The organism is Bacteroidota bacterium (assembly GCA_005882315.1).
In the GTDB taxonomy this organism is placed as follows: domain Bacteria; phylum Bacteroidota; class Bacteroidia; order Chitinophagales; family Chitinophagaceae; genus VBAR01.
On sequence record VBAR01000002.1, the window covers coordinates 359,468 to 382,321 of the forward strand.

Annotated in this window: 7 protein-coding genes; 6 read left to right on the forward strand and 1 reads right to left on the reverse strand. The window is 39.7% G+C overall.

Annotated features, from left to right (window positions below):
- The first annotated feature begins 7 nt into the window (after positions 1-7).
- Genes E6H07_12815 through E6H07_12825 form a run of 3 tightly spaced genes read left to right on the forward strand, consistent with a single transcriptional unit; the run spans position 8 to position 17,366 of the window.
- Entirely contained in the window at positions 8-6,958 is a 6,951-nt protein-coding gene (locus E6H07_12815; protein TMI63649.1) for a hypothetical protein, read from the forward strand.
- Complete coding sequence (locus tag E6H07_12820; GenBank protein ID TMI63650.1) at positions 6,955-7,758, forward strand: hypothetical protein; 804 nt, start codon at positions 6,955-6,957, stop codon at positions 7,756-7,758. Before E6H07_12815 ends, E6H07_12820 begins: the two co-directional genes overlap by 4 nt.
- Before the next feature lie 20 nt (positions 7,759-7,778).
- Positions 7,779-17,366, forward strand: a complete 9,588-nt coding sequence (locus tag E6H07_12825) for a hypothetical protein (GenBank protein TMI63651.1) — start codon at positions 7,779-7,781, stop codon at positions 17,364-17,366.
- 46 nt (positions 17,367-17,412) lie between these two features.
- On the opposite strand, the gene E6H07_12830 is transcribed toward E6H07_12825, so the two are convergent.
- A complete protein-coding gene (locus E6H07_12830) occupies positions 17,413-17,781 on the reverse strand; it encodes a hypothetical protein (GenBank protein TMI63652.1) in 369 nt (122 codons plus the stop codon).
- A gap of 854 nt (positions 17,782-18,635) precedes the next feature.
- Between E6H07_12830 and E6H07_12835 the strand changes: the two genes are divergently transcribed.
- The 3 genes from E6H07_12835 (at position 18,636) to E6H07_12845 (ending at position 22,818) form a co-directional block, all read left to right on the forward strand.
- Positions 18,636-21,536 (forward strand): hypothetical protein, encoded by a 2,901-nt coding sequence (locus tag E6H07_12835; protein ID TMI63653.1) that lies wholly within the window; start codon positions 18,636-18,638, stop codon positions 21,534-21,536.
- A 12-nt stretch (positions 21,537-21,548) separates the two neighbouring features.
- Complete coding sequence (locus E6H07_12840) at positions 21,549-22,301, forward strand: response regulator transcription factor (GenBank protein ID TMI63654.1); 753 nt, start codon at positions 21,549-21,551, stop codon at positions 22,299-22,301.
- 142 nt (positions 22,302-22,443) lie between these two features.
- The gene (locus E6H07_12845) at positions 22,444-22,818 is read left to right on the forward strand and encodes a DNA-binding protein (protein ID TMI63655.1); all 375 of its coding nucleotides are present in this window, start codon (positions 22,444-22,446) and stop codon (positions 22,816-22,818) included.
- Positions 22,819-22,854: the final 36 nt, after the last annotated feature.

The window sequence follows — 22,854 nt, forward strand, 5'->3', positions numbered from 1 at the left end:
TTTTTTTATGATCCAGTCGTTAGCAGTAAAATACCGGAAGCTTGTTGCTTGTATCTTGTTCCTTGTTTTTTATACCGGAACCCTTGCACCCGTTTTCGCTTTGTCCAACAGAAGCGAAGATGTTCCATCAAGTCCTGTTTATTTTCCAGAACTGATCAACCCTTTCAAAACAAATTCCTTTTATTCTTCAACAAAGAAAAGTTCCAACCCCCGCGCAACTACTGAATCAAAAATAAATGTAGCTGATAAAAAAGTTAATTCATTTATCGATGGTCCGACTCAACCGGAAATGAGCCGCTTCAAACCGGCAGGAGCGGATAACCTGGTAAATCTTTTTACCGGTGATTTCAGTTATAACATTCCATTACTCGATGTGGGCGGGTATCCTGTCAATATTTTTTATGATGGTGGAATTTCCCCTGAGCAGGAAGCAAGTTGGGTCGGACTCGGATGGAATATCAATCCCGGAACTGTCAGCCGTAATATGCGTGGTGTGCCAGATGATTTTGATGGATCAGAAAAACTCATAACCACCCAAATGATGAAACCCAATATCACATGGGGTGGAAGATTGGGAGCGGATTTTGAATTTACGGGGCTCAAGAAGGCTAAAGGTACTATCGGCGGTTCATTGGGTGTTTCTTTAAATAATTACCTGGGGCCATCACTCGAGCTTGGTATCAAGGGAGGCCTTTCATTTAAGGTAGCAAGTCTTGCAAGTACTGAAAAAAAATCTGACTCAAGTATTTCAAGTCTGAAAATTGGTGTTGGCCTTAATGCAAATTTGAGTTCACGCGGAGGTCTTACTATCTCCCCGAATGCTTCTTTAAGTGCATCAAAATATATTACAGATGCCAGATCAATTTCAGGTTCGTTAGGTCTTTCAACTAGTTATAATTCCAGGTATGGAATCAGATCCTTACAAATAAATGAGCAGGCAAGCTACAACAGGCATATGACAGTCTATACTGTTACGGTGTTTGATGACTATAATGCCATCATTACAGCAAAGCCCTATTTTTCATCAAGAACAGCTTCAATCTTATCATCTTCTATCAGCTTTTCAAAACCATCTTATATACCTTCTATAAGAATGCCCGTAACTAACGAAGCTTACTCCGGGCATTTTCAACTCGGTGGCGGAATAGGCGGCGCTTTTATCTCAGGAGAAATAGAAGTTTATAAACAAACATCCACGATTGAACCGGCAGATCGTGTTCAGATAAAACCCATGATCGGTTATTTGTACTATCAAAAAGCAAACAAAAATCGTGATGCAGTTGTTGATTTTACCCGGTTCAATGATAAAGAAGTTACTGATAAGACGCCTGTCATTTCAGTTCCCCAATATAGTTATGATGTATTTTCAATCAGCGGTGAAGGTACCGGCGGCAGTATCCGGTTATACAGAAGTGATTATGGTGCTGTGCGCGACAATTTTACCAAATCGCAGGACAAAAGCCTGAGTATCGGCGCTGATATTGGTATACCGGGACATGTTGGCGCTAATTTCAATACGATCAAAACACCCACTACAATCGGTGAATGGGAGAAAGACAATAAATTAAAAAGCATTTTTAATTTCAAAGATGCATCTGGTGATACAGAAAATGTTTATTTCCGTAACCCGGGTGAAACAAATGTTCTGAATAACGATCAGTATAGTAAGATTGGTGGTACTGACCTTGTACGCTATAAATTGGGTGGAAGCAAAACAAACCCAAGTATCGAGCCCATCCTGGAACGATTCAGTGCCGATGGAAAAAAACTCAGTGATCTGAACATGGCAGCGACTGCCGGTCCTTCCAAGAGAAATAAACGAACACAGGTTGTTAGTTATCTTACTGCCAAAGAGGCTTCTGAAATCGGACTTGACAACTACATTAAAAATTATAATCCAGATGCACCTTTAACTCCCCAAAATACACTCGCCTATTCAACGATCAATCGCGTTAGTGAATACAGAATGCCCAATCATATTTCCCAGATCACCGTTACGGAAGCTGACAGCAGAAGATATATTTATGGTATTCCGGTTTATAATAAACTTCAAAGAGATTATACATTCACCACTCAATCCCCCGGAACTCCTGATGACGAGCTGCTGCTTGTTGATCCTGCTGATGCGACGACGGGATCATCATGGCTGGATAAAAAAAGTAAGAAAGATGGCTACCTGCAGGTTAATGAAACACCAGCTTATGCACATTCCTTTTTACTTACCGGATTACTTTCCGCGGATTATGTTGATGTAACAGGTGATGGTATCACAGAAGATGACCTGGGTACTTCAGTTAAATTTAATTATTCCCGGACGCAACTTGAGTGGGGCGCGTGGGAGGACCATAAATGGAAAACTCCGCTATCGAATATCTTATACCTCGCACAATTTAATAGCGGGAAGCGAACTGATCTCAAAGATGATAAAGCAATGATCAGTTACGGAGAGCGAGAAAGCTGGTATCTCCATTCAATAGAGAGTAAAAATATGATCGCTTTTTTTACGCTTGAAGACAGAAAGGATGGGAATGGTATCGGTGGTCCAATGGAAGGTACATTGACCTACGATAATTCAGTAAGGAGGCTATCCAAAATTGATCTTTACAGTAAGGCTGATGTAAAAAAGAATGGACTAACGGGAGCAAAGCCGATCAAGACCGTTCATTTTGAATACTCTTATACACTCTGTGCGAATTCCCCTGATAATGGCGGTGTCCCTGAAATCAAAGATGGTAATGATGTAAATGCGAGTAAAGGTAAGTTGACCTTAGACCGAATTTATTTCACGTATAACGGTAAGAACAGGTTAAGTAAGAATCAATATAAATTTGCTTATGCATCTGCCCAGGGTAATCCAGTTTATAATTATAATACAAGCGACCGATGGGGAAATTATAAACCTGCTTCACTGAACCCTGCCGGATTAAGAAATGGAGATTATGCATATAGTTACCAACCCAGCAATTCAACAGAAAAACAAGTTACCGATCAGTATGCCGGCGCATGGGGGCTTAAAAAAATTCTACTTCCCAGCGGAGGGCAGATAGAAGTTGACTATGAAAGCGATGATTATGCTTTTGTACAAAACCGTCGTGCCGCAACCATGATGAATATAGCCGGTTTTGGAAAGGATGAAAATACTTTTTCGAATTTACTTTATTCAATCAAGCTTTCAGGTTATCATGAAAACAATTATGTTCTTGTTAATGTACCTGAAGGCTGCAATACAAAACAGGAAGTTTTCCTGAAGTATATACAGGGACAGGAGCAATTAGCATTTAAGCTTGCCGTCCAGATGCCAAAAGGTTATGAGTATGTCAACAGTTATGGAGTGATCGAAGACTATGGCGCGTACGGGCCGGCATCCAATAAAAAAATATGGGTGAAGTTAAAGTTGGTTGATAATCTCAGCCCGCTTTCTCTGACCGCACTAGAGTTTTTAAAGGAGCAACTGCCAGGACAGGCATTTGCAGGATATGATGTTTCTGAAGGATCAACGCTCCAACAGGTCGGTGCAATGTTCCAGGGAATGATGATGGGTCTCTCCAATGCATTTAAAGATCCCATTGAGGCAATGCGAAAAGAAAACAAAGCGAAGTATGTTGATCTAGCGCGGTGCTTTGTACGATTGAATGATCCCGATGGATATAAATACGGAGGTGGCTACCGGGTAAAAAAAGTGGTACTCAAAGATAACTGGCAGGCGATGACCAATCAGTTTACGTCACAATATGGCACAGAGTACGATTACACTACTTCAGAAATATTCAACGGGCAGCAAAGAACTATCAGCAGTGGTGTTGCAAGTTATGAACCCTCAATAGGTGGCGATGAAAACCCGTTCCAGACAGTGATACAGATAAGTAATGAACTTCCACTTGGACCCACCAGTTATAATGCGATCGAAATGCCTGTGCTTGATGCATTTTTTCCTGCACCGCTTGTTGGCTATAGTAAAGTAACTGTGCGAAGTCTGAAAAAAGGAGATATTCCTGAAGGTTATAAAAGCCGTTCCGGTATCGGCAGGCAGGTCACCGAATTTTATACTGCAAAAGATTTTCCTGTTTATTATAATAACACTTTAATTGATCCAGATAGCGATAAGCAGGAACACAAAAACAGTTTTGGTGCATTTTTCTGGAAATGGGCATTAGACAGCAGGGCGATATCGCAAGGATTCCTTGTAGCGACCAATGATATGCATGGCAAAGTAAAAAGTCAAAGTAGTTATGCTGAGAATGATTCAACTACAAGAATCAGTTATACTGAAAATTTCTACCGGAATACAGGCTTAAAAGGAATGAATGAAAAATTTGATTTTATCCATGCATCGCAAAGAGGAGAAATCATTGCAGGTAATATGGGAATTGATATCGAGCTAATGACTGATACGCGCGAATTTTCCGTAAAGAGCTCCAGCACAGAGATACAGGGACAGCTCGACTGGTTCCCACCATTTGTGTGGATGCCATTTATCTGGCCTGTAAAAACAAAAAGTGAAAATACCTATCGTGCCGTCACCTGTACCAAAGTGATCAATTACCATAGTATCGTTGATAGTGTAATTGTAATTAAGAAAGGTAGCCAGGTTACTACCCGGAATATGGTCTATGATGCAGAGACAGGTGATGTGGTTATCAGCCGGACCAATAATGAATTTGACAAACCGGTGTACTCTATTAATTATCCTGCCTATTGGGCCTATAGTGGAATGGCCCCGGCTTATAAGAATATTGATGCTGTTTATTCCGGTGTGAATTTTCTTGATGGCAGAATTGTAAGCAGCAATGTTCCTTCATCCATTTTTGAAAGTGGTGATGAATTATATATCATCGATTCAGGCAGCACAGCGGGATGTGACCCCGTAATGGCGTCATCGGGAAACGAAAAGTTAGTTTGGGTGCTTGACCTGGATAAGAACGACTCCTCTCTTATTAATTTGACTCCCGATTATATTTTCATTGACAAAGCTGGTAAACCCTATAGCCGGGTCGGTGTTAGGTTTCGGATTGTACGAAGTGGAAAAAGGAATATCCTGAGTGCTTCCGTCGCAGTTGTTGAACAAATGGGAAACCCAATCGCGAATGTTTTTTTTGACAGAATGTTATTAGTCAACAGCGACACGAAAGTCATTAATGCATCGGCACTGGAGTTTAAAGAAAAATGGCAAACCGATAATGATGTCTTCAAAAAATTAAGTGCAGTAACCAGTCCAAACAGTTGTGATGTTTCAGAAGTTGAAAATTGCAACGGGTATCTTGAAAAGAAAATTAATCCTTACCGCAAAGGACTGTTAGGTGTATTCAGGGGTTATAAGGGTATGGTATTTTATGACGAGCGCGTAGAAAATGATCCGTTGCTTGCAACCAATCTGCCTGTTAATGGTTACCTGAAAGATTTTGGACCCTATTGGCATTTTCATCATAGTCTCCCCATCCTCATCCCCAATAGATCAAACACAAAATGGGTTTGGAATAATCAATCGACACGGTTCAATGCGAAAGGCATGGAACTGGAGAATAAGAATGCTCTTGAAATTTATACTTCTGCACAATACGGTTATCAAAAGACGATCCCTGTTGCAATTTCCAATAACAGCCGCTATGATGAAATGATGAATGAGAATTTTGAGGATTACCGTTTTGCTGAAACCTTAAATAATGCAAGTAATAATAATTGTGGTAACAGGCATATTGATCTCAACGGGATCACCCATTCAGAAATATTTAATGCAGACAGCGCAGGTTTTAATGCGCATACGGGAAAGCAGGTCCTCAAAGTTGCTTCCAATAGTACAGCCAGTAAAGTAATTCCTGTTAAGCAAGGTGTTCCTGACAAGTATACCTTATTATATGAACAGGATGCTACCAAACAATATATTGATCCGGGAGGTACGAATACTAAACTATCATCCGCACCTTCCGATGCACCAACATTTGCACCAACATTTCAAGTAAATAATCTCGGTATGTCACTCAATCTCGGTGTACATAATGTGGATGGTGAAGTTCTCGGAAGCATTGTTCACTATTATTTACTCTATAAAACCGTGCAGTATACCAAGATAGAAAATGCCCAGAACTATTCATTTAATTTAATAACCAATCAACATGATGTGGCGCTTGGGTACCCGCCCGACTATATTTTTAACAGGAGTTATATAACTATTACCATAAAAAACTTAAATAATGATGTTGTCGGCGGATTCACTTTAAACAGCGAAACCTCACCCCAGGCATTTAATGTATTTCTTCCCTGCGGTACGTATATCATTGAATGTTTATGCAGTGCAGATATTGCGCGACCTTATAATGGCACCGATGGATTCCACAGCTTTCACGCAGATTTTTCATACAGTTCAAATACAGGAACTACCAGTTACCAGTCACTTGCTGCACAGGATGTATGCCAGTACACCAAACCCCTGCCTGCAAAAGATTCGATGATGAATCCTGTATTCAGTATACCTGAAAACAAAAAAATGTTATTCACGACATGGGTGAGGGAAGAGTGTGGTAATCCACAGGGCGGAATTCCATGCACTTTGAATTCATATGCGAATAACCAGGTGACCCTGCAGTTTAATGCCGGAGGCGGCCCGGCCATTGTACTCAAACCAACCGGACCTATCATCGAAGGCTGGCAACGATATGAAGGATCATTTACTGCTCCCTTGAGCGCGACCCAGATGACAATGAATTTTGTGAACAACAGCGGTCAACCCATCTATTTTGATGATATACGAATCCATCCATTCAATGCCAATATGAAAACTTATGTATATGACCCGGTAAGTATGAAATTAGTCTCCGAGCTTGATGGAAACAACTACGCAAGTTTTTATGAATACGACGAAGAAGGAACGTTAATACGAATTAAAGCCGAAACGAAGCAAGGAATCAAAACAATCAAAGAAACAAGAAGTGCGAAACAGAAAAGTATTACAGCGATACAATGAAAAGAATAGTTACGATATTATTATGTGTGTGTATATCCCTTGTAGTTTATCCGCAAAAAAAGAAAAATACAAAAGTGGAGGATCGACCGCAAGTTTTAAAAGAATTCATTGCAGCCTGTAATAGCTATAAAAAACTTCCACTTCATATTGAAGTGGAACAGAAATGTACAGCCTTGTTCCCTGCTGCAGATGAGGATACGATGACAGTTAATGCCGAGTTCGTCTATACTTCTGCAGGTTCTTATGTCCGTTATGGTAATACTGAACAAATCTCAGACGATAGCCTGATGCTGGTGGTAAGCAATGATCAGCGGGTAATAATGGTTTACCCGAATGAGCAGAATATTCAGCAGCTTCTTGAAGGCCCGACGGTAATGCTTGCTGTAGATTCTTCTTTAAGGAAATTGGATGAGCTCTATAGCTCAGCATTTCTTGCGCCCGAAGGAGAGATGACCATTATTGAATTAAAGAGCCGCCAACCGCTTCCCGGCACGGACCAGGTAAAAGAAATAATAAAGGTAAAATATACTCAAAGCAAAGAGCCGGTTGAAATAATTTATTTACGAAGGACACTTATGCCGGTCGATAGTGCAGCATTTACCAGCCTGGAAAATAATGTTATAAAGAAAGAAGGGATATGGTTTTTAATTAATGAACGGGTAAGAACCTACCGGTTCAAAAAGATAAGTCATGATGCTGCGATATCGCTACCTGTAAGAATCGCACAACGTATACGAAAAGTGTCAGGGGAATATGTTGCGGCAAAAGGCTATGAGGATTACTATATCAGTATGGAGTAAATGAAAGTTAATAATTGTTTATGAGCAATCATTTCAAAAATACCAGCATGCATACCTTTGTTTTGAAAATAAAGGAAGGGGTTCTATTACCATTATTTTTATTTTCCATTTCTGCTACCCAACCTGTCTTTGCAAATGACGATGGAATTGAAAAGGCCCCGATCTTTTCCCGGTTATCAGGCATTGCGCCCATTTCTAATTATTCACAACCGCTATTGCTGAACGCACTTGCTGAGGTTTCTTATACTGCAGAAGGAGAAATTTCACGTAAGATCAAAAATATTATTACACTTAGCATCATTGAAGAAACACCGAATTACATACCGGTTAACTTTAGCGCTACGATCCGCGTAAGAATTGATTATGGGCATAGTTCCTCTTATGGAAATTTTATTGAAAGGGACCTGACCGTTGATTATAATAAAAATACGGGTGCGAAATATAATGCAAAGAATTATTTCAGTTTTGATGGGGCAGAATTTGTAAAAGTTACGGTCATTGGACCTATTACTATAACACCACAGGGAACTGTCAATTTCGATTTGCGTGAGGTGCTATTGCTCGAAAATGAAATGCGGGTAACGCAGTATTTTGAATTAAATAATAATGTTGTTCCCTTTACATTTACCGGACCACCGTCGGTCAGTAATCCTGCAGATGAGGTTTCAGTCTCCTGGTCATGGATCCCGGGTTCAGGCAATAACCACACACAACTTGAATGGGCATGGCTGGAAGAAGAATTGGAAAGTGCCTATTATATTCCGAATACGACAACCGTTGATGAGAATTTATTGTTTAAGAACAATTCAACGAGGATCGATCTTCCTTTATCATTTAATTCTTATTCTATTCCTTTATTCTATGATGATACCGGTGTATTGTATTATCGTATCCGGCCCGTAAATATAAAGAACGATGGTAACAGGAGCGATGGGCAATGGACCTCAGCAAGAAAATGTTCTTACGAAGGACATAATAATAATCTTAACTGGCAGGCTTCAACCATATTTGCGGAAGAGGGTAAACGAAAATCGACCGTAGAATATTTTGATGGATCGCAACGTTCCCGGCAGACTGTGACAAAGGATAATGTTACCCAAAGTACGATCACCGCTGAGACTTTTTATGATGGGCAGGGGCGACCCACTATACAGATTTTGCCGACTCCAGGTATTTCCGGGATCATCCAATACCAGCAAAATCTTAATCTTTTCAATACTCAATTAGCCGGTGAAGATCCCGCGAAATATTTTGACCTTGTAGCGGCAGGACCGTTAAATCATTCAACACCGCCACTCAATGCACAAAGCGGGACATCAAGGTATTATAGTTCTTCTAATGACGAAATCAATCAGCAACAAAATAAATTTATTCCTGATGCTGAAGGTTATCCTTATTCTGTAACACGATATATGCCGGATGCAACCGGTCGTATTATGATGCAAAGCAGTGCGGGAGCTTCTCATAAGATGGGAAGTGGTAAGGAAATAAAGTATTATTATGGTGGAGCATCGCAGGTGGAACTGGATGGATTGTTTGGTACAGAAGCAGGCAATTATACTCACTATGAAAAAAACATGGTGAAGGATGCCAATGGACAGATGAGTGTAAGTTACGTGGATATGCATGGGCGTACCATCGCGACAGCACTTGCCGGGGAATCACCCAATTCACTCGATGCATTAGCTACCAATAACAGTCTACTATATCCTAATCAAAACGGATCAACGATCACAAGAAGCTTACTTGATGAAAGCGCAAATATTATAAAAGAGAACAGTCTTGAATCTATCAATACGGTACTTGTTCCGGCCAAGACAACTTATAGTTTTCAATATCAACTTGCCCCGGACAAATTGCAAATTGAGTCCTGTAACGCAGGTGTTCAACTGTGCTATGACTGTTTATATGACCTTGAAATAAGCATTACCGAAGTAAACGGTGATACAGTTCCAATTGTCTGGAAGTTCACTAATGTAAGTATCAATCCCGATGACAATTGTAATACAGGAACAGCGGCATTGAGCGGGGTAAGTGGCCCTACTTACACTATCAATGGAAACACGATCAGTTTTTCCCGTCAGTTGGAGCCCGGTTCCTATAGTATAAGAAAAACCCTTACAATCAGCGAGTCCTCCATTCAAAAGTATCTTGAACTGGTTGAAGCAAATGCGGTCTGCAAAACGCGTCAACAGCTTATCGATTCGGTTGCAGCTGTATTGATCTCACAAACTGATTGCGGAAATCCATCTGGTGGTTCCATCGCTGCGTCCTGTACAACTTGCCTGCAACAACTTGGCGTCAGTGAAACAGTGTTTCGTACCAATTATCTTAACAGTGTTGGTTTAAATCCTTCTGAAACTCAATCGGCAGAACTTGAAGCACAAATACATTCAGCTTATCAAAGCGCTTATAACAATTGTCAATTACTGTGTGATACCACAACAACCAATTCACTTGCTACTATCCGTTCACAAATGCTGGAGGATATGAAACCCTATAGCGGACAATACGCAATCGAAGTTGCGCCTGTTGTTTCTGCGGAAAGGCCAAGTATAAATATGTACAGGAAGTATGATATATTTTCAACCTTTTATTCCGGTCAGCCTTTTTATAAATCACCAAAGAATGCAGCAGGTCAACTCAATTTTTACAGGGATGCATCAGGCATGAAAGATCAAAGTATTCATTACCTCATCCCGCCATCCAGCAATGAATATGATGTTTTAAATAATACGAATCAGGACGCGTTCCAGGATCTCTTTAAAGATAGCTGGGCCGAAGCTTTGTTACCTTATCACCCGGAGTATAACAAACTGATCTATGCAGAAACAAATTTACGTGGCAGTTATAACTGGATAGATGTTTTCAGTTCAACATCGACCTACGCACAAGCATTGACAAAAAATTATGTCCTAACAACAGGCAGTTCAACTGCAGCGCCGTATAATGATTCATTTTATATCCTGGCACCAACGGCTGCTTATCGTGATGTAATGCTGAACAAAATAAATAATCAATTCATCAAGCTCAGCACCAACCCGGATAAATGGGCAAGCATGTGGCAGATGGCAAGAGCAACCGTGAAGTGTAATAATGTTACCGATGCTATCCAACGCAGGGAATGTATCATCGGCAATATTTATTCTGTTGTCCCCAAACTTCCTCCCTACGCTGATGTTACAACCGATTCAGATAAAAATACTCTATGGGAAGCTTTCCAGGGCTTTTATATGAACGAAAGAAGAAAGGATGTAAATAAATTTATAAAAGAGCAAAGTACAATAGTAGAGAATGATCAATTGATCGCAGAAAAATATACGCTGCATTTTCATGAAACGGATCAACAAATCGCAAATCAAGGCAACCCGACAGGCAATGGACAAAGCAGCCCGTGGACATGGTTTCCGAGTATACCCGGTAATCCCCCAAGCGGTGTGAATTTAGATCCTGCAACCAATAATACAAACAACTACACTACAAACTGCGATGGATATATTGAAATGTGGAAGGCACAATTGATGCAATGTCCACAAGTGGAAAGTCTTGACACGGCTACAAGAAATGCTTTGCTTACCACTATTACAAATGGAATGAAACAAGTTTGCATCAATGGAAGCGATGCAGCTAATCCTTATGGAAGCAGTAATGTAAGACCCGGCGTTACAACAGGGCCACTTAGTTTCGAAGAAGTAATTAATAATGCTTTTGCAACGCAAGGTATTAGCCGGAGCAATCTTTGTAATCCCTATATGATCGAATGGCCGAAACCTTATGGCAAAAGTCCAAAATTGTTCCAGGAACTTACGGGTACAGTTGACTCTTGTGCATGTGCCAACTTTGCTTTAATTAAAGGTTTGGCGATCGCGTCAGAATATGATCCTAGCCAACTTCCTCAACTTAATGAATTCCTCTGGTCGAAATATCAGGATACATTAACACAGGTTCTGTTCAATGCGCTGCAAAATTGCAACAGCTATACACAATTAATTTGTGAGCAAAAGGATACAGTCATCACTGCAAACTGTTACGATCCCGAACCCTGCCAGTATATAAGTAGTGACCAACTTTGTTTGATCGGGACCCCTACTTTATACCAGAAATTCTATGGTGGAACCAAGGATGAATTTGGAAGTTATTCGGCACCTACTATTGATAGTGGATACATCGTGGCCGGAAGAACCAATCAATTCGGCAATGGTGGTTTTGATGGGCTCCTGATGAAAATCGACAAGAGAGGCAACCTGGTATGGAGCAGAGCGCTGGGTGGCGTTAATAATGATGAATTCAGCCAGATCAAACGGACCAGCGATAATGGATTTATTATTTGCGGGGCTACGCGATCCTATGGTAATGCAGTAGGTGACGCATGGTTGATAAAACTGGATGCATCGGGTAATGTGCAATGGTCCAAGAAATATGGAGATGGAAATGTGAACGGACAATTGGGATCTGACGTGACGCAATTATCTGACGGTGGCTTTGCATTTTGCGGCATCTACAGATGGGCAAACGGTTCCGGGGGACTGTCGCAAAGTTTTGTAGTAAGAACAGATGCACAGGGTAATGTGATCTGGAGCAGGCAATATCCTGTCAGTACCAGTGCTTCTGATGATGCTTACGGTATCATGGAGGATGGAAATTCTATCGTCGTGTCAGGTATTTACAATGGCCAGACCTCTTTTATGGATGGGTACCTCATGAAGCTTAATACATCGAATGGAGCACTACAATGGGTAAGACGTTATGATGCAGAAGCCCGCAGTACCTGGGTTGTAAAGACAGTAAAGACCAATACAGGATACCAGGCGCTATCCGGAATAACAGACAATTTTACACTTCAAAACCAACAGCTATGCATCTGGAATCTTAATTCAGATGGAACAGTCCAGAATGTGCGCAAACTTGTTATACCCGGGGTGCAAACCATCAGCGGTGGTTGGCATGGGCTGGCGAATGGCGATTACGTAGTTGCACAAGGAGAAAATACTATTAATTCTGATGTTCTTTTAAGTCGTGTCAGCGCAAGCGGAACCATTGCATGGACGAAGAGATTCCAGCGAACCGGCCGGCAGCTGATAAATTCAATATTACCTTCGACCGATAATGGATATATCCTTACAGGCAGTAATAATAATGCAGGCACCACAAATGACAGTAGTAATGTATACCTCATGAAAATTGACAGCCTGGGTGATGCAGCCAACTGTTCTGGAATTGGAAGCACCGATGTTACTATCATGACGCCTTCCATTGCTACTGCAAATCTCAGTGTAGTTCCGGGTGACCTAGTACTCACTAACCTCGTGATAACAGTTAACGTAGTGAATTATGCTGCTGTGTCCACTACCGTTTGCTCCAATTGCCAGCCTGTAACACCTGTTACCTGCGAACAATACAAACATGCCATCGCATCGTTCTATGATAAATTTGGTGCGGCACCGGGCGGTACCTGTACGACGGATTTTGTTAATCATTTTAATTATCTGTTCCAGTTAAGTCCTGCAAGGACCTACCAACAAATCGCGGACGGATATTTAGCGGCATGCGGTCAATCGCTTACTATATGTGTAAACTGTACAACACAATTCACCTGTAAGGTTGATTCCAGTTGCAGGCAGCAATTTGTAAATTACCAGTTACCATCACCGGAACGATTCCCTGAATTCTTGAAATGTGGTTCTGCTAATAACACTCATTGTTTTAGTTGCGCGGAACTCAGCACCCTGACGTCTGAGTTTAAGACACAGTTCACATCCACTTATAATGCAGCACCGGTATTCAACAATAATGATCCGACCGATGATGAGATTGCCAGCAATATCCTGTATGAAAAATTCCTGAATTACAAGTTGGGTTTGCAGGTTGGCTGGAGAACCTATGCATCTGCTGCGAGCAGTGCGTCATGCAATCTGGCTGATTATCTAAATAACGGTAACGCTAACCAGAATGTAATTTGCGGCGATGCAAAACCCGTAAGTGATACTGCCGGGATATTTGTGCATGAGAATCCCTGTCAGCGTACACTTGAACAAGCAGAGATGATCGGGAATTCAATCTGGATCGAACGCAAAAAAAGTTTACTAAAAGATTTTGAAGCGGCTTATCGTGCAAAATGTTTTGCAATAGAAAGTACGGAGACCTTTAATGTTACTTATACCAGTAAAGAGTATCACTATACACTGTTTTATTATGACCTGGCGAATAACCTGGTGAAAACTGTTCCGCCAAAAGGAGTAAGACCTGATTTCAGTGCAACTTATACAGACCAGGTAAAGATAGATCGTGCGAATGGCGCGTTGAATGCAAGGCCCCATGAATTTATAACACAATACCGGTATAGCAGTTTGAATAAAGTTATCGCACAGCATTCACCTGATGCAAATGTTTCAAAGTTCTGGTATGACGTTTTAGGGAGGTTAGTCGTAAGTCAGAATGCACAACAAAGTGCAGATAATAACTACAGCTATACATTATTTGATCTGCTTGGAAGAATTACAGAAGTAGGACAGAAGCCACAAGGTAATTTAATGACTCAGACCATCAGCCAGGATCCAACCGCTTTAGAAAACTGGATCCTTACTACCGGGGGTACGAGAGAGCAGATCACCCATACCACCTATGATCTTGCTTATGGTGATCTTCCACCCAATTTAGCGATCCTCGATGGATTGATCACTCAAAAAAATCTGCGTAATCGTGTAAGCTTTACAACGACCTGGAATTTTGCCACAGATCCTTTGCATCATACGGCAACATTCTATACTTACGATATACATGGGAATATTGATTCACTGGTACAGGATTATAAAGGTATCAGCGAAATGGATGGAACTATGAACCGCTTTAAACTATTGACCTATGCGTATGATTTTTTGAGCGGAAAGATAAATGAAGTCCATTATCAACCGGGAAAACCGGATGCGTTCCACCAACGATATAAATATGATGCTGATAATAAATTATTATTAGTTGAAACCAGCCGGGATCAAATTTTATGGGAATGCGATGCAAGGTATTTATATTATAAGTATGGCCCATTGGCGCGTGTAGAATATGGTAAGCTTCGGGTGCAGGGAATGGATTATGCTTATAACATACAAGGTTTGCTGAAAGGTGTGAACAGCACTGCAATATCTGCAGCGGGTGCGTGTGGTGCAGGTACTGTGCTTGGTACCGCACTGATCGTGACAAACCGCTCACAATTTGACCAACCGGCAATTTACAGGGCGCAGCAATCAATAGAATTTGAGACAGGATTTGAAAGCGATTTACCCGATGTGTTTGAAACAGAGATCAACCCTTCCGGTACTGTGTGCGATCCATCCGTAATAAGCACTGCTTATGTGCAAGGTGATATCGGTCGTGATGGAGATGCAGGCTACGTGCAGAATGCAACTGTTGCGAGAGATGCATTTGGATTTGCACTTAATTATTTTAATAACGATTATAAACCTATTGACATCAACGTAACTCCTTTTGCTAATGGTATGCATAACCTGCCACAAAATGGAGATGGTGTAAATACAGGTGCTGAACTTTTTAACGGCAACATCGCCAGTATGCTGGTGAATGTACCGAAGCTGGGCACACTGAATGGCGGAACCGGCCTTGGACAAATTGTTTATGGATACCGGTATGACCAGTTGAACAGGATCGTGGGTATGAATGCCTATAGTGGTTTTAATAACAATAACAACACTTTTACTCCAACAACAATGCAGGATTATCGTGAACGGGTGAGTTATGACCCCAATGGAAATATCTTAACCTATCAACGAAATGGCAACAGCAGTGCAGGCAATGTAAGTATGGATGATATGAACTATGATTATTATGTGAACACTAACCGACTGAAAAAAGTGAGTGACATAGTGCCCGATGCCAACTATGGTAATGATATAGATGACCAGCCCGCACCCAATAACTACACTTATGACCTGATCGGAAACCTTATTGCCGATGATGCAGAGGGGATCAACAGCATACAATGGACAATTTACGGGAAGATAAAAAGTATCACTAAAGGTAATGGTACCACTATTACCTATACTTATAATACAACCGGCAACCGTATAGCAAAAACGATCAACCCTGGCGCGGGTGGAGTCGTTAAGACGATGATCTATGTAAGGGACGCCAGCGGAAATGTAGTAAGCATTTATGAAAAGGAAAATGCACAGGCAATTGTGCAAACTGAAAACCATTTATACGGAAGCAGTCGTATTGGCATGATAACGAAATTAACTGTAGCCGCAAGTCCCGTGACACTTACCGGGGGCTTTACAGGGGGTACGGTGAGCATATTTACCCGTAATGAAAGACAATTCGAATTATGCAATCATTTGGGTAATGTCCTGGTAACAGTGAGCGACAAAAAGTTACAAGTTGATGAAGATGCAAATGGTGTCGTTAATTATTATACTGCAGATGTAATTACTGCAAATGATTATTATCCTTTTGGGATGTTGCAACCCGGGCGCAGTTACAAAGGTAGTGATGCTTACAGGTATGGATTTAATGGAAAGGAGAATGACAATGAAGTGAAAGGGATTGAAGGTAGTCAGCAAGATTATGGAATGCGAATTTATGATCCAAGATTAGGAAAATTCCTGAGTGTGGATCCGCTGACAAGAAAATATCCATGGTACAGTCCTTATCAATTTGCCGGAAATAAACCGATCCAGTTCATTGACCTGGATGGTGGAGAGGAGACCCGATCTCCTGGTGGTTATGCTATTTCAGATAATAAAATTCCAAGAAAAGGTGCCTGGTTAATGAAGACCCCGGATGTTGGAGTGAATAATAATTGGGAAGGCGAAGCAGTACTTCCTGCTCACGGTGTATATAAATTTGATATCATAGATGACCATGGACAGGTATTCACGGTATACAGGGGTGATGTTCTCAAGTTCTATATTGACCGACCCTATTATGAATCTCAATATTATTATTTGAGTTCCGATCATGATCATCCACAATCTGCCGGTAAAGCTTATTCTACTTATAATTATGAAGGTCATAGAAAGGAGTTCATCGGTTCACTTGTCCCTTTTGAAACACAAGGGCAGATCGATAAGGCTAACGGGAATACAATTGCCAATATTTTTGGGGCATTACCGATCGTTGGGATTGGGACCGTTTTTGCCGCCCCGGTTTTAATTGCGAATACGCCCATGGCGCTTCGCCTCTCGTGGCAAGGATTAAGATATGTGGGCAGAGGTCTAGCAAATGAGGCGTCGCTGTTCAAATACATTCCCAAAAAATATTTGTATAAAGCAGGAGAATTTGCGACCAACATGGTGATACAAGTCGCTGTTAACGGCAAAGACGCAGATGTATATGATGCGGCGATGACTACGATCAATCCCTGGGTCGCATTATTTACAAACCCACTAATTAATGCACCAATTTCTGGAAATGTGACAATTACTAAGGAAGCACCATTGACTATATTTAGAAAATATGCAACAAGTGCGCCCTTCTTCATGCTTGGTCGAACCATGGAAAACCTGGGTACAAAAACACCGAGTTCAGAGTATTTATTAAATTCAGCGGAAGAAGCAACACAAAAAGCCTTAGAAGAAAAAGAAGATAAAAAAAATTAAAAAGATGCAAACAGTAAACTCAATCTGGTAGAACCCGATTTATGTGTTATAAATCCACCGGAAAATCAATCTTCACTTTGGTTCCGGTGGATTCACCCTTATTATTTGTAAGGTCTTCGATGTTTAATACAATACTTGCTTCGTAGATCTTATTGAAGGTTTCAATCCGGTTGATTGTTATCTCCATTCCTTTAGAATCATATTCCTGATCCGCCTGGATCTTCAGGAACTGTGCACCTTTTCTTCCAATGCAGTTGTCTTCCACTACACAAGGTAAGCTCCCGTTTTTTGAAACGGTGATCTTTACCAGGCCATCATTCTTTTCGTGAATACCATGTTTGATGCTGTTTTCAACAAAAGGCTGGAGTATCATTCCGGGAATATGTGTTTCTTCTTTATCAAAATTCTCAGCCACTGAAATACTATATTGAAAGTTATTGCGCTCCTGCAAGCAGTAATCATGCATAGCATAATGGCTGCATAAACGAATAGCAAAGAATCCTGATCCAGTAAAGGGAAAAGCGATTAACTCTCATAAGTCAATTGCAGATTTGTTGCTTGTTAACTCTCAATTACATTTTTGGAATGTTATTGAGATAGTGGTTCTTCCAAGGCTGGATAAAATTAACAGCACCTAATAATCATTGAATACTGCTAATGTGATATGTAATAGTACCATGCTTTCTTTTACAAATTCATAATAAAAGAAAAATTGTTTTAGGGTTTCCAGCACAATACAATTCAATTGCTGTTGCAGAAAATACTGAACAACACGATCAGATACATATGAATGTCTTTAAAAAAAAATGAAAAATTCAAAGTACTCCTACTAAACGAGACCGATCAACCAATAAAAACTATTGCATATATTAATAGTAAAACGTCAGAACAATATTCAATTCACAAAAAAAGGAAAATATTTATTAAGAGGTACGAAAATTTTCAGAATGAAAGATCATTTAATACATGAAATAGATCTCGAAAGTTTTCTTACTTGTTTTTATTTTGATCCTAACATTATAACCAAATGTAAAAGAACTTTAATTGTTATTGAGTGAATTGTATAGGCGATTGGATCCCGGCTTCAGGAAGGAATTGGTGCAAAGAATTCTAAGTACTGAAACTACATTTGTTCAAACTTTAGTTTTAAAAAATAAAATGTAACTGCGTTAAAAAAGATGTTAGGTGTACTAATGGGCTATTAAGTGTTCAGGGAATTTAGAAAATTCAATTTACTTCGTATCTTATTGTCCTAACTGCTGCACACACATGTTTAAGAAAGTCTGCCTGTTTTTATTATTGATATTCTGCCAGGCCGTTTCTGGTCAAAATTTCAGTTATACACGTTATGATATTAAAGATGGCCTGGCCGGAAGCAATGTGTACGCTGCTATCCAGGATAAGCAAGGTTTTATATGGTTTGCAACTGAAACCGGATTGAGCCGTTTTGATGGGGTGCATTTTAAAAACTTCACTACTGAGGAAGGATTACCTGATAATGAGATCCTAAACATGTTTTGTGATTCAAAAGGACGATTATGGCTTCTCCCTTTTCGCAAATCACTTTGTTATTATTACAATGGAAAACTTCATACTCAGAAAAACGATAGCTTGCTGAAAAGAATCAGGATCACGGATAATATTTTTTTTATCGCAGAAGATAAGAATGGTACCGTGGCTATCGGGGAGTTGTCAAAAATTCATTTAATAAAAGGTTCATCGGTTCGTGAAATTGAACTACAACGAAGAGTTACCTATATAACCGCAATGGCCTGCGATAGTTCCGGAATTATTCGTGTAAACATACGGTCTTATCAACAGGATACGATTTACATGCTTTCTGATAATAAATTGATCGCGAAAACATCGCTTTCTTCAGGAAATCGTGTTTATAATATGGCGCTGGGAAAGTCTTTTTTAGTTACCAAAGAGGCAGGCAGAACAGACTTTAAATCTTTTTCCGGCGATTCAAGATCACTTAATCAACTAAAGATCCATATCAATTTTTCCATTTTATCTGATAGCCTTTTTAGTGATAATACACATGATGGTTCATTTGTCTATAATTGTAACAATCCGTTTTATAACATACATTACTTACCTGGCAAAACAGTTTCGTCTGTCTATAAGGATAATGAACAGAATCTGTGGTTTTGTACACAACGTGAAGGCGTTTATAAATTAAATTCTCCGTTCGTTTATGGACAAACTGTTAAAGATCCCAGTGGTAAACTTCTGGGCGTATATTCTCTGCTGAAGAATAATGGTATTGTCTGGATAGGTACTGAAGAAGGATACATTTTTAGCCTGCAACCTTCAACCGGGAAAATAAATAAAGAACCTTATACGAAAGGCCTGACCGGTAATCCAAGAAATTCATTACGGGTTTTATTAAAGACAAAAAAAGGAGAATTGGTATTAGGACTGCAGGGATATGTAAAAAAAACTAACTCTATAAATTATAAAACAGAAGGGTCTTTGAAAGACCTGGCAAATGCATATGATAATAATATAATTGTAAGCACATCGAGTGGCATGTGGGTAATTGATGGAATGACATTGAAAGAATCTGATACCTTATGGCAGGGACGCACCACAGCGGGTTATTATAGTGATGGCATTTATTATATAGGCACATTGGAAGGATTGTACCTTGCAACGAGGGACAAACAAATAAAATATGCCGGAGAAAAAGATTCTTTACTCAGAAACAGAATCGCTGCAATCCGGCAGTCAAAGGATGGAACATTCTGGATCGCTACTTATGATAAGGGAATTTTAATTTATAAGAATTCTAAATTGATCGACCAAATTTCCAAAAAGAATGGTTTAAGCAGCAATATTTGCCGAACTCTTTTTATTCATGGTAATAATCTTTGGGTAGGAACAGATAATGGCCTTAATAAAGTTAATATTGGTGACAAAGACTATCCCATTATTAAATATACAACAGCAGATGGACTGATCTCGAACAGTATCAATACTGTAGTTGCGGACGACTCATTAGTATACGTCGGTACGCCTGAGGGAATCAGTTATTTTGATGACAAAAAAATTTCACCACAAGCATCTTGTGTTTTACGGATTACCGATATTTCTGCTGCCGGTAATTCTTTGGAAGTTGATGTTGTTTCAGGAAAATACAAAGCACTTGCTTTAGCAAGAAAGGAGAATAATATCCGGTTTGAATTTGCCGGTATCTCTTATCGCTCTGGCGGAGAGATGAGTTACCGTTATAAATTGATCGGACTTGATACAGGCTGGCATGCTACTAAGGAAAATTTCCTTAATTATCCAACTCTTTCTCCCGGAGACTATGTTATGGAGATACAGGCGATCAATAAATTTGGAATCGGAAGTGATGTAATACGGGTTCCTTTTACAATAAATAAGTATTGGTGGGAAAAAATATGGGTAGGGGGTTTATTGATTTTACTCTTAGCAGGCATTTTATATTTAGTAGTTAGTTGGCGCATCCGGCGAATCAGAAAACGAGAAAATGAAAAAAATCAACTACTTGAACAAGCAGTATTGATGGAGCATATGGCTTTGAAGGCACAAATGAATCCACATTTTATTTTTAATAGCCTTAATTCAATTCAACAATACGTTGTCGATAAAGATGTTGTTGGGGCTAACAGATACCTGGCTGCCTTTTCACGTTTAATAAGACTAACCCTGGATAATTCGTCTAAATCAGCTATTTCCATTGCGGAAGAAATAAAATACCTGTCACAATATCTTGAACTGGAAATGATGCGAACGGATAATAAGTTCTCTTACACCATAAATATCCCTGAGGAAATTCTTGAAAGCGATCACACCATTTCACCGATGCTTTTACAGCCATTTATTGAGAACAGCATACGGCATGGAATACTCTATCGCAAAGATTCAGAAGGACATATCCATGTTAAGATCAAGCAATATGAAAATGGCCTTCGGTTTACAATAGAAGACAATGGAGTTGGGCGGGAACAATCAGCGTTTTATAAAAGTAAGACACCTATAAAGTACCAGTCTAAAGGAATTGTGTTGACCAAACAACGTGTTGACCTGATAAATAGAAACAAAACCGAGAAAGTTAAGATATGCATCACGGATATTAAAAATGAAATAGGTGCCATTGAAGGTACCCGTGTTATACTTGATTATCCACATTCTAACTAATAACTATAATTTATGATGAAAGCTGTAATAATTGATGATGATAAAAAGAATATTTCCATTCTCAAATCATTATTCGAACAATTGACTTTGCGAATTGAAGTCGCAGGAGAAGCAGGTAGCGCTGACGAAGCGGGAATACTTATACCACAGTTAAAACCAGATCTCGTCTTTTTGGACATCGAAATGCCATATGGCAATGCATTCGATCTGCTTGATCAATTAATGCCAGTTGATTTTGAGATCATTTTTATCACTGCTTTTGATGAATATACTTTGAAGGCATTTCGCTATTCAGCTCTTGACTATTTATTAAAACCGGTCGATATAGATGAACTAGATAATGCAGTAAAAAGAGCAGAAGCCAGGATCGGTCTAAAAAACATCAATACGCAACTTTCAAACTTGTTCTATAATATTAATACGACACTTTTATCAACAGGCAAAATTGCAATGCCGGTAAAAGATGGTTTTGATTTTGTTAACCTGGATGAAATAATAAGCTGCCATGCTGAAAACAATTATACTATTGTTAGTACTAATTCAGGCAAAAAATATACATGTTCTAAAACGATAAAAGAATATGAAGAGTTGTTGCCAGCCCGTACTTTTTTTCGTATTCATCATTCCTGGATCGTGAATGCAAACCTAATCCGTAAATATCATAAGGAAGGGCGAAGCGGATATGTTGAGCTAACAGGTGGAGCGACAATCCCAGTAGCTTATCGAAGAAAGGATGATTTCCTGGCGAAGTTTGGGTTTTCGTGAAAATAATTTTTTAAAAAGTAATGAGGATATCTGAGGATACAGAACAACCGTAGTAATACGGGAAGTTAAAGTTCATACAAGACTTCTTCACCGGCTTAAGAAAACGTTTTACCTTTAGTATCACTTAAATCGAACCATAATTATGCAGCGAATCATTTTGCTATTTTGTTCCCTGTTCTTGTGCCTGTCCTCAATCTATTCCCAGGATACAATTAAGCTTGAAGATGCAAAAAACAAAGTTGGGGATAGCGTTACTGTTTGCGGCAAAGTATTTAATGCCCGGTTTGTATCCAATGCCACTAATGAACCCACATTTTTAAATATCGGGGCCGCTTATCCAAACCAGTTATTGACGGTTGTGATATGGGGAGATATCAGAAAACAATTTAACGGAAACCCCGAGGATATTTTCCTGAACAAAGAAATATGTATAACAGGAAAGATCGAACTCTATAAAGAGAAGCCACAAATTGTTATTAAGAACAAATCACAAATTTCCTGTTCCAATTGTAATTGATAATCAAATTGCATCGGAACAACGCATGGACAAATG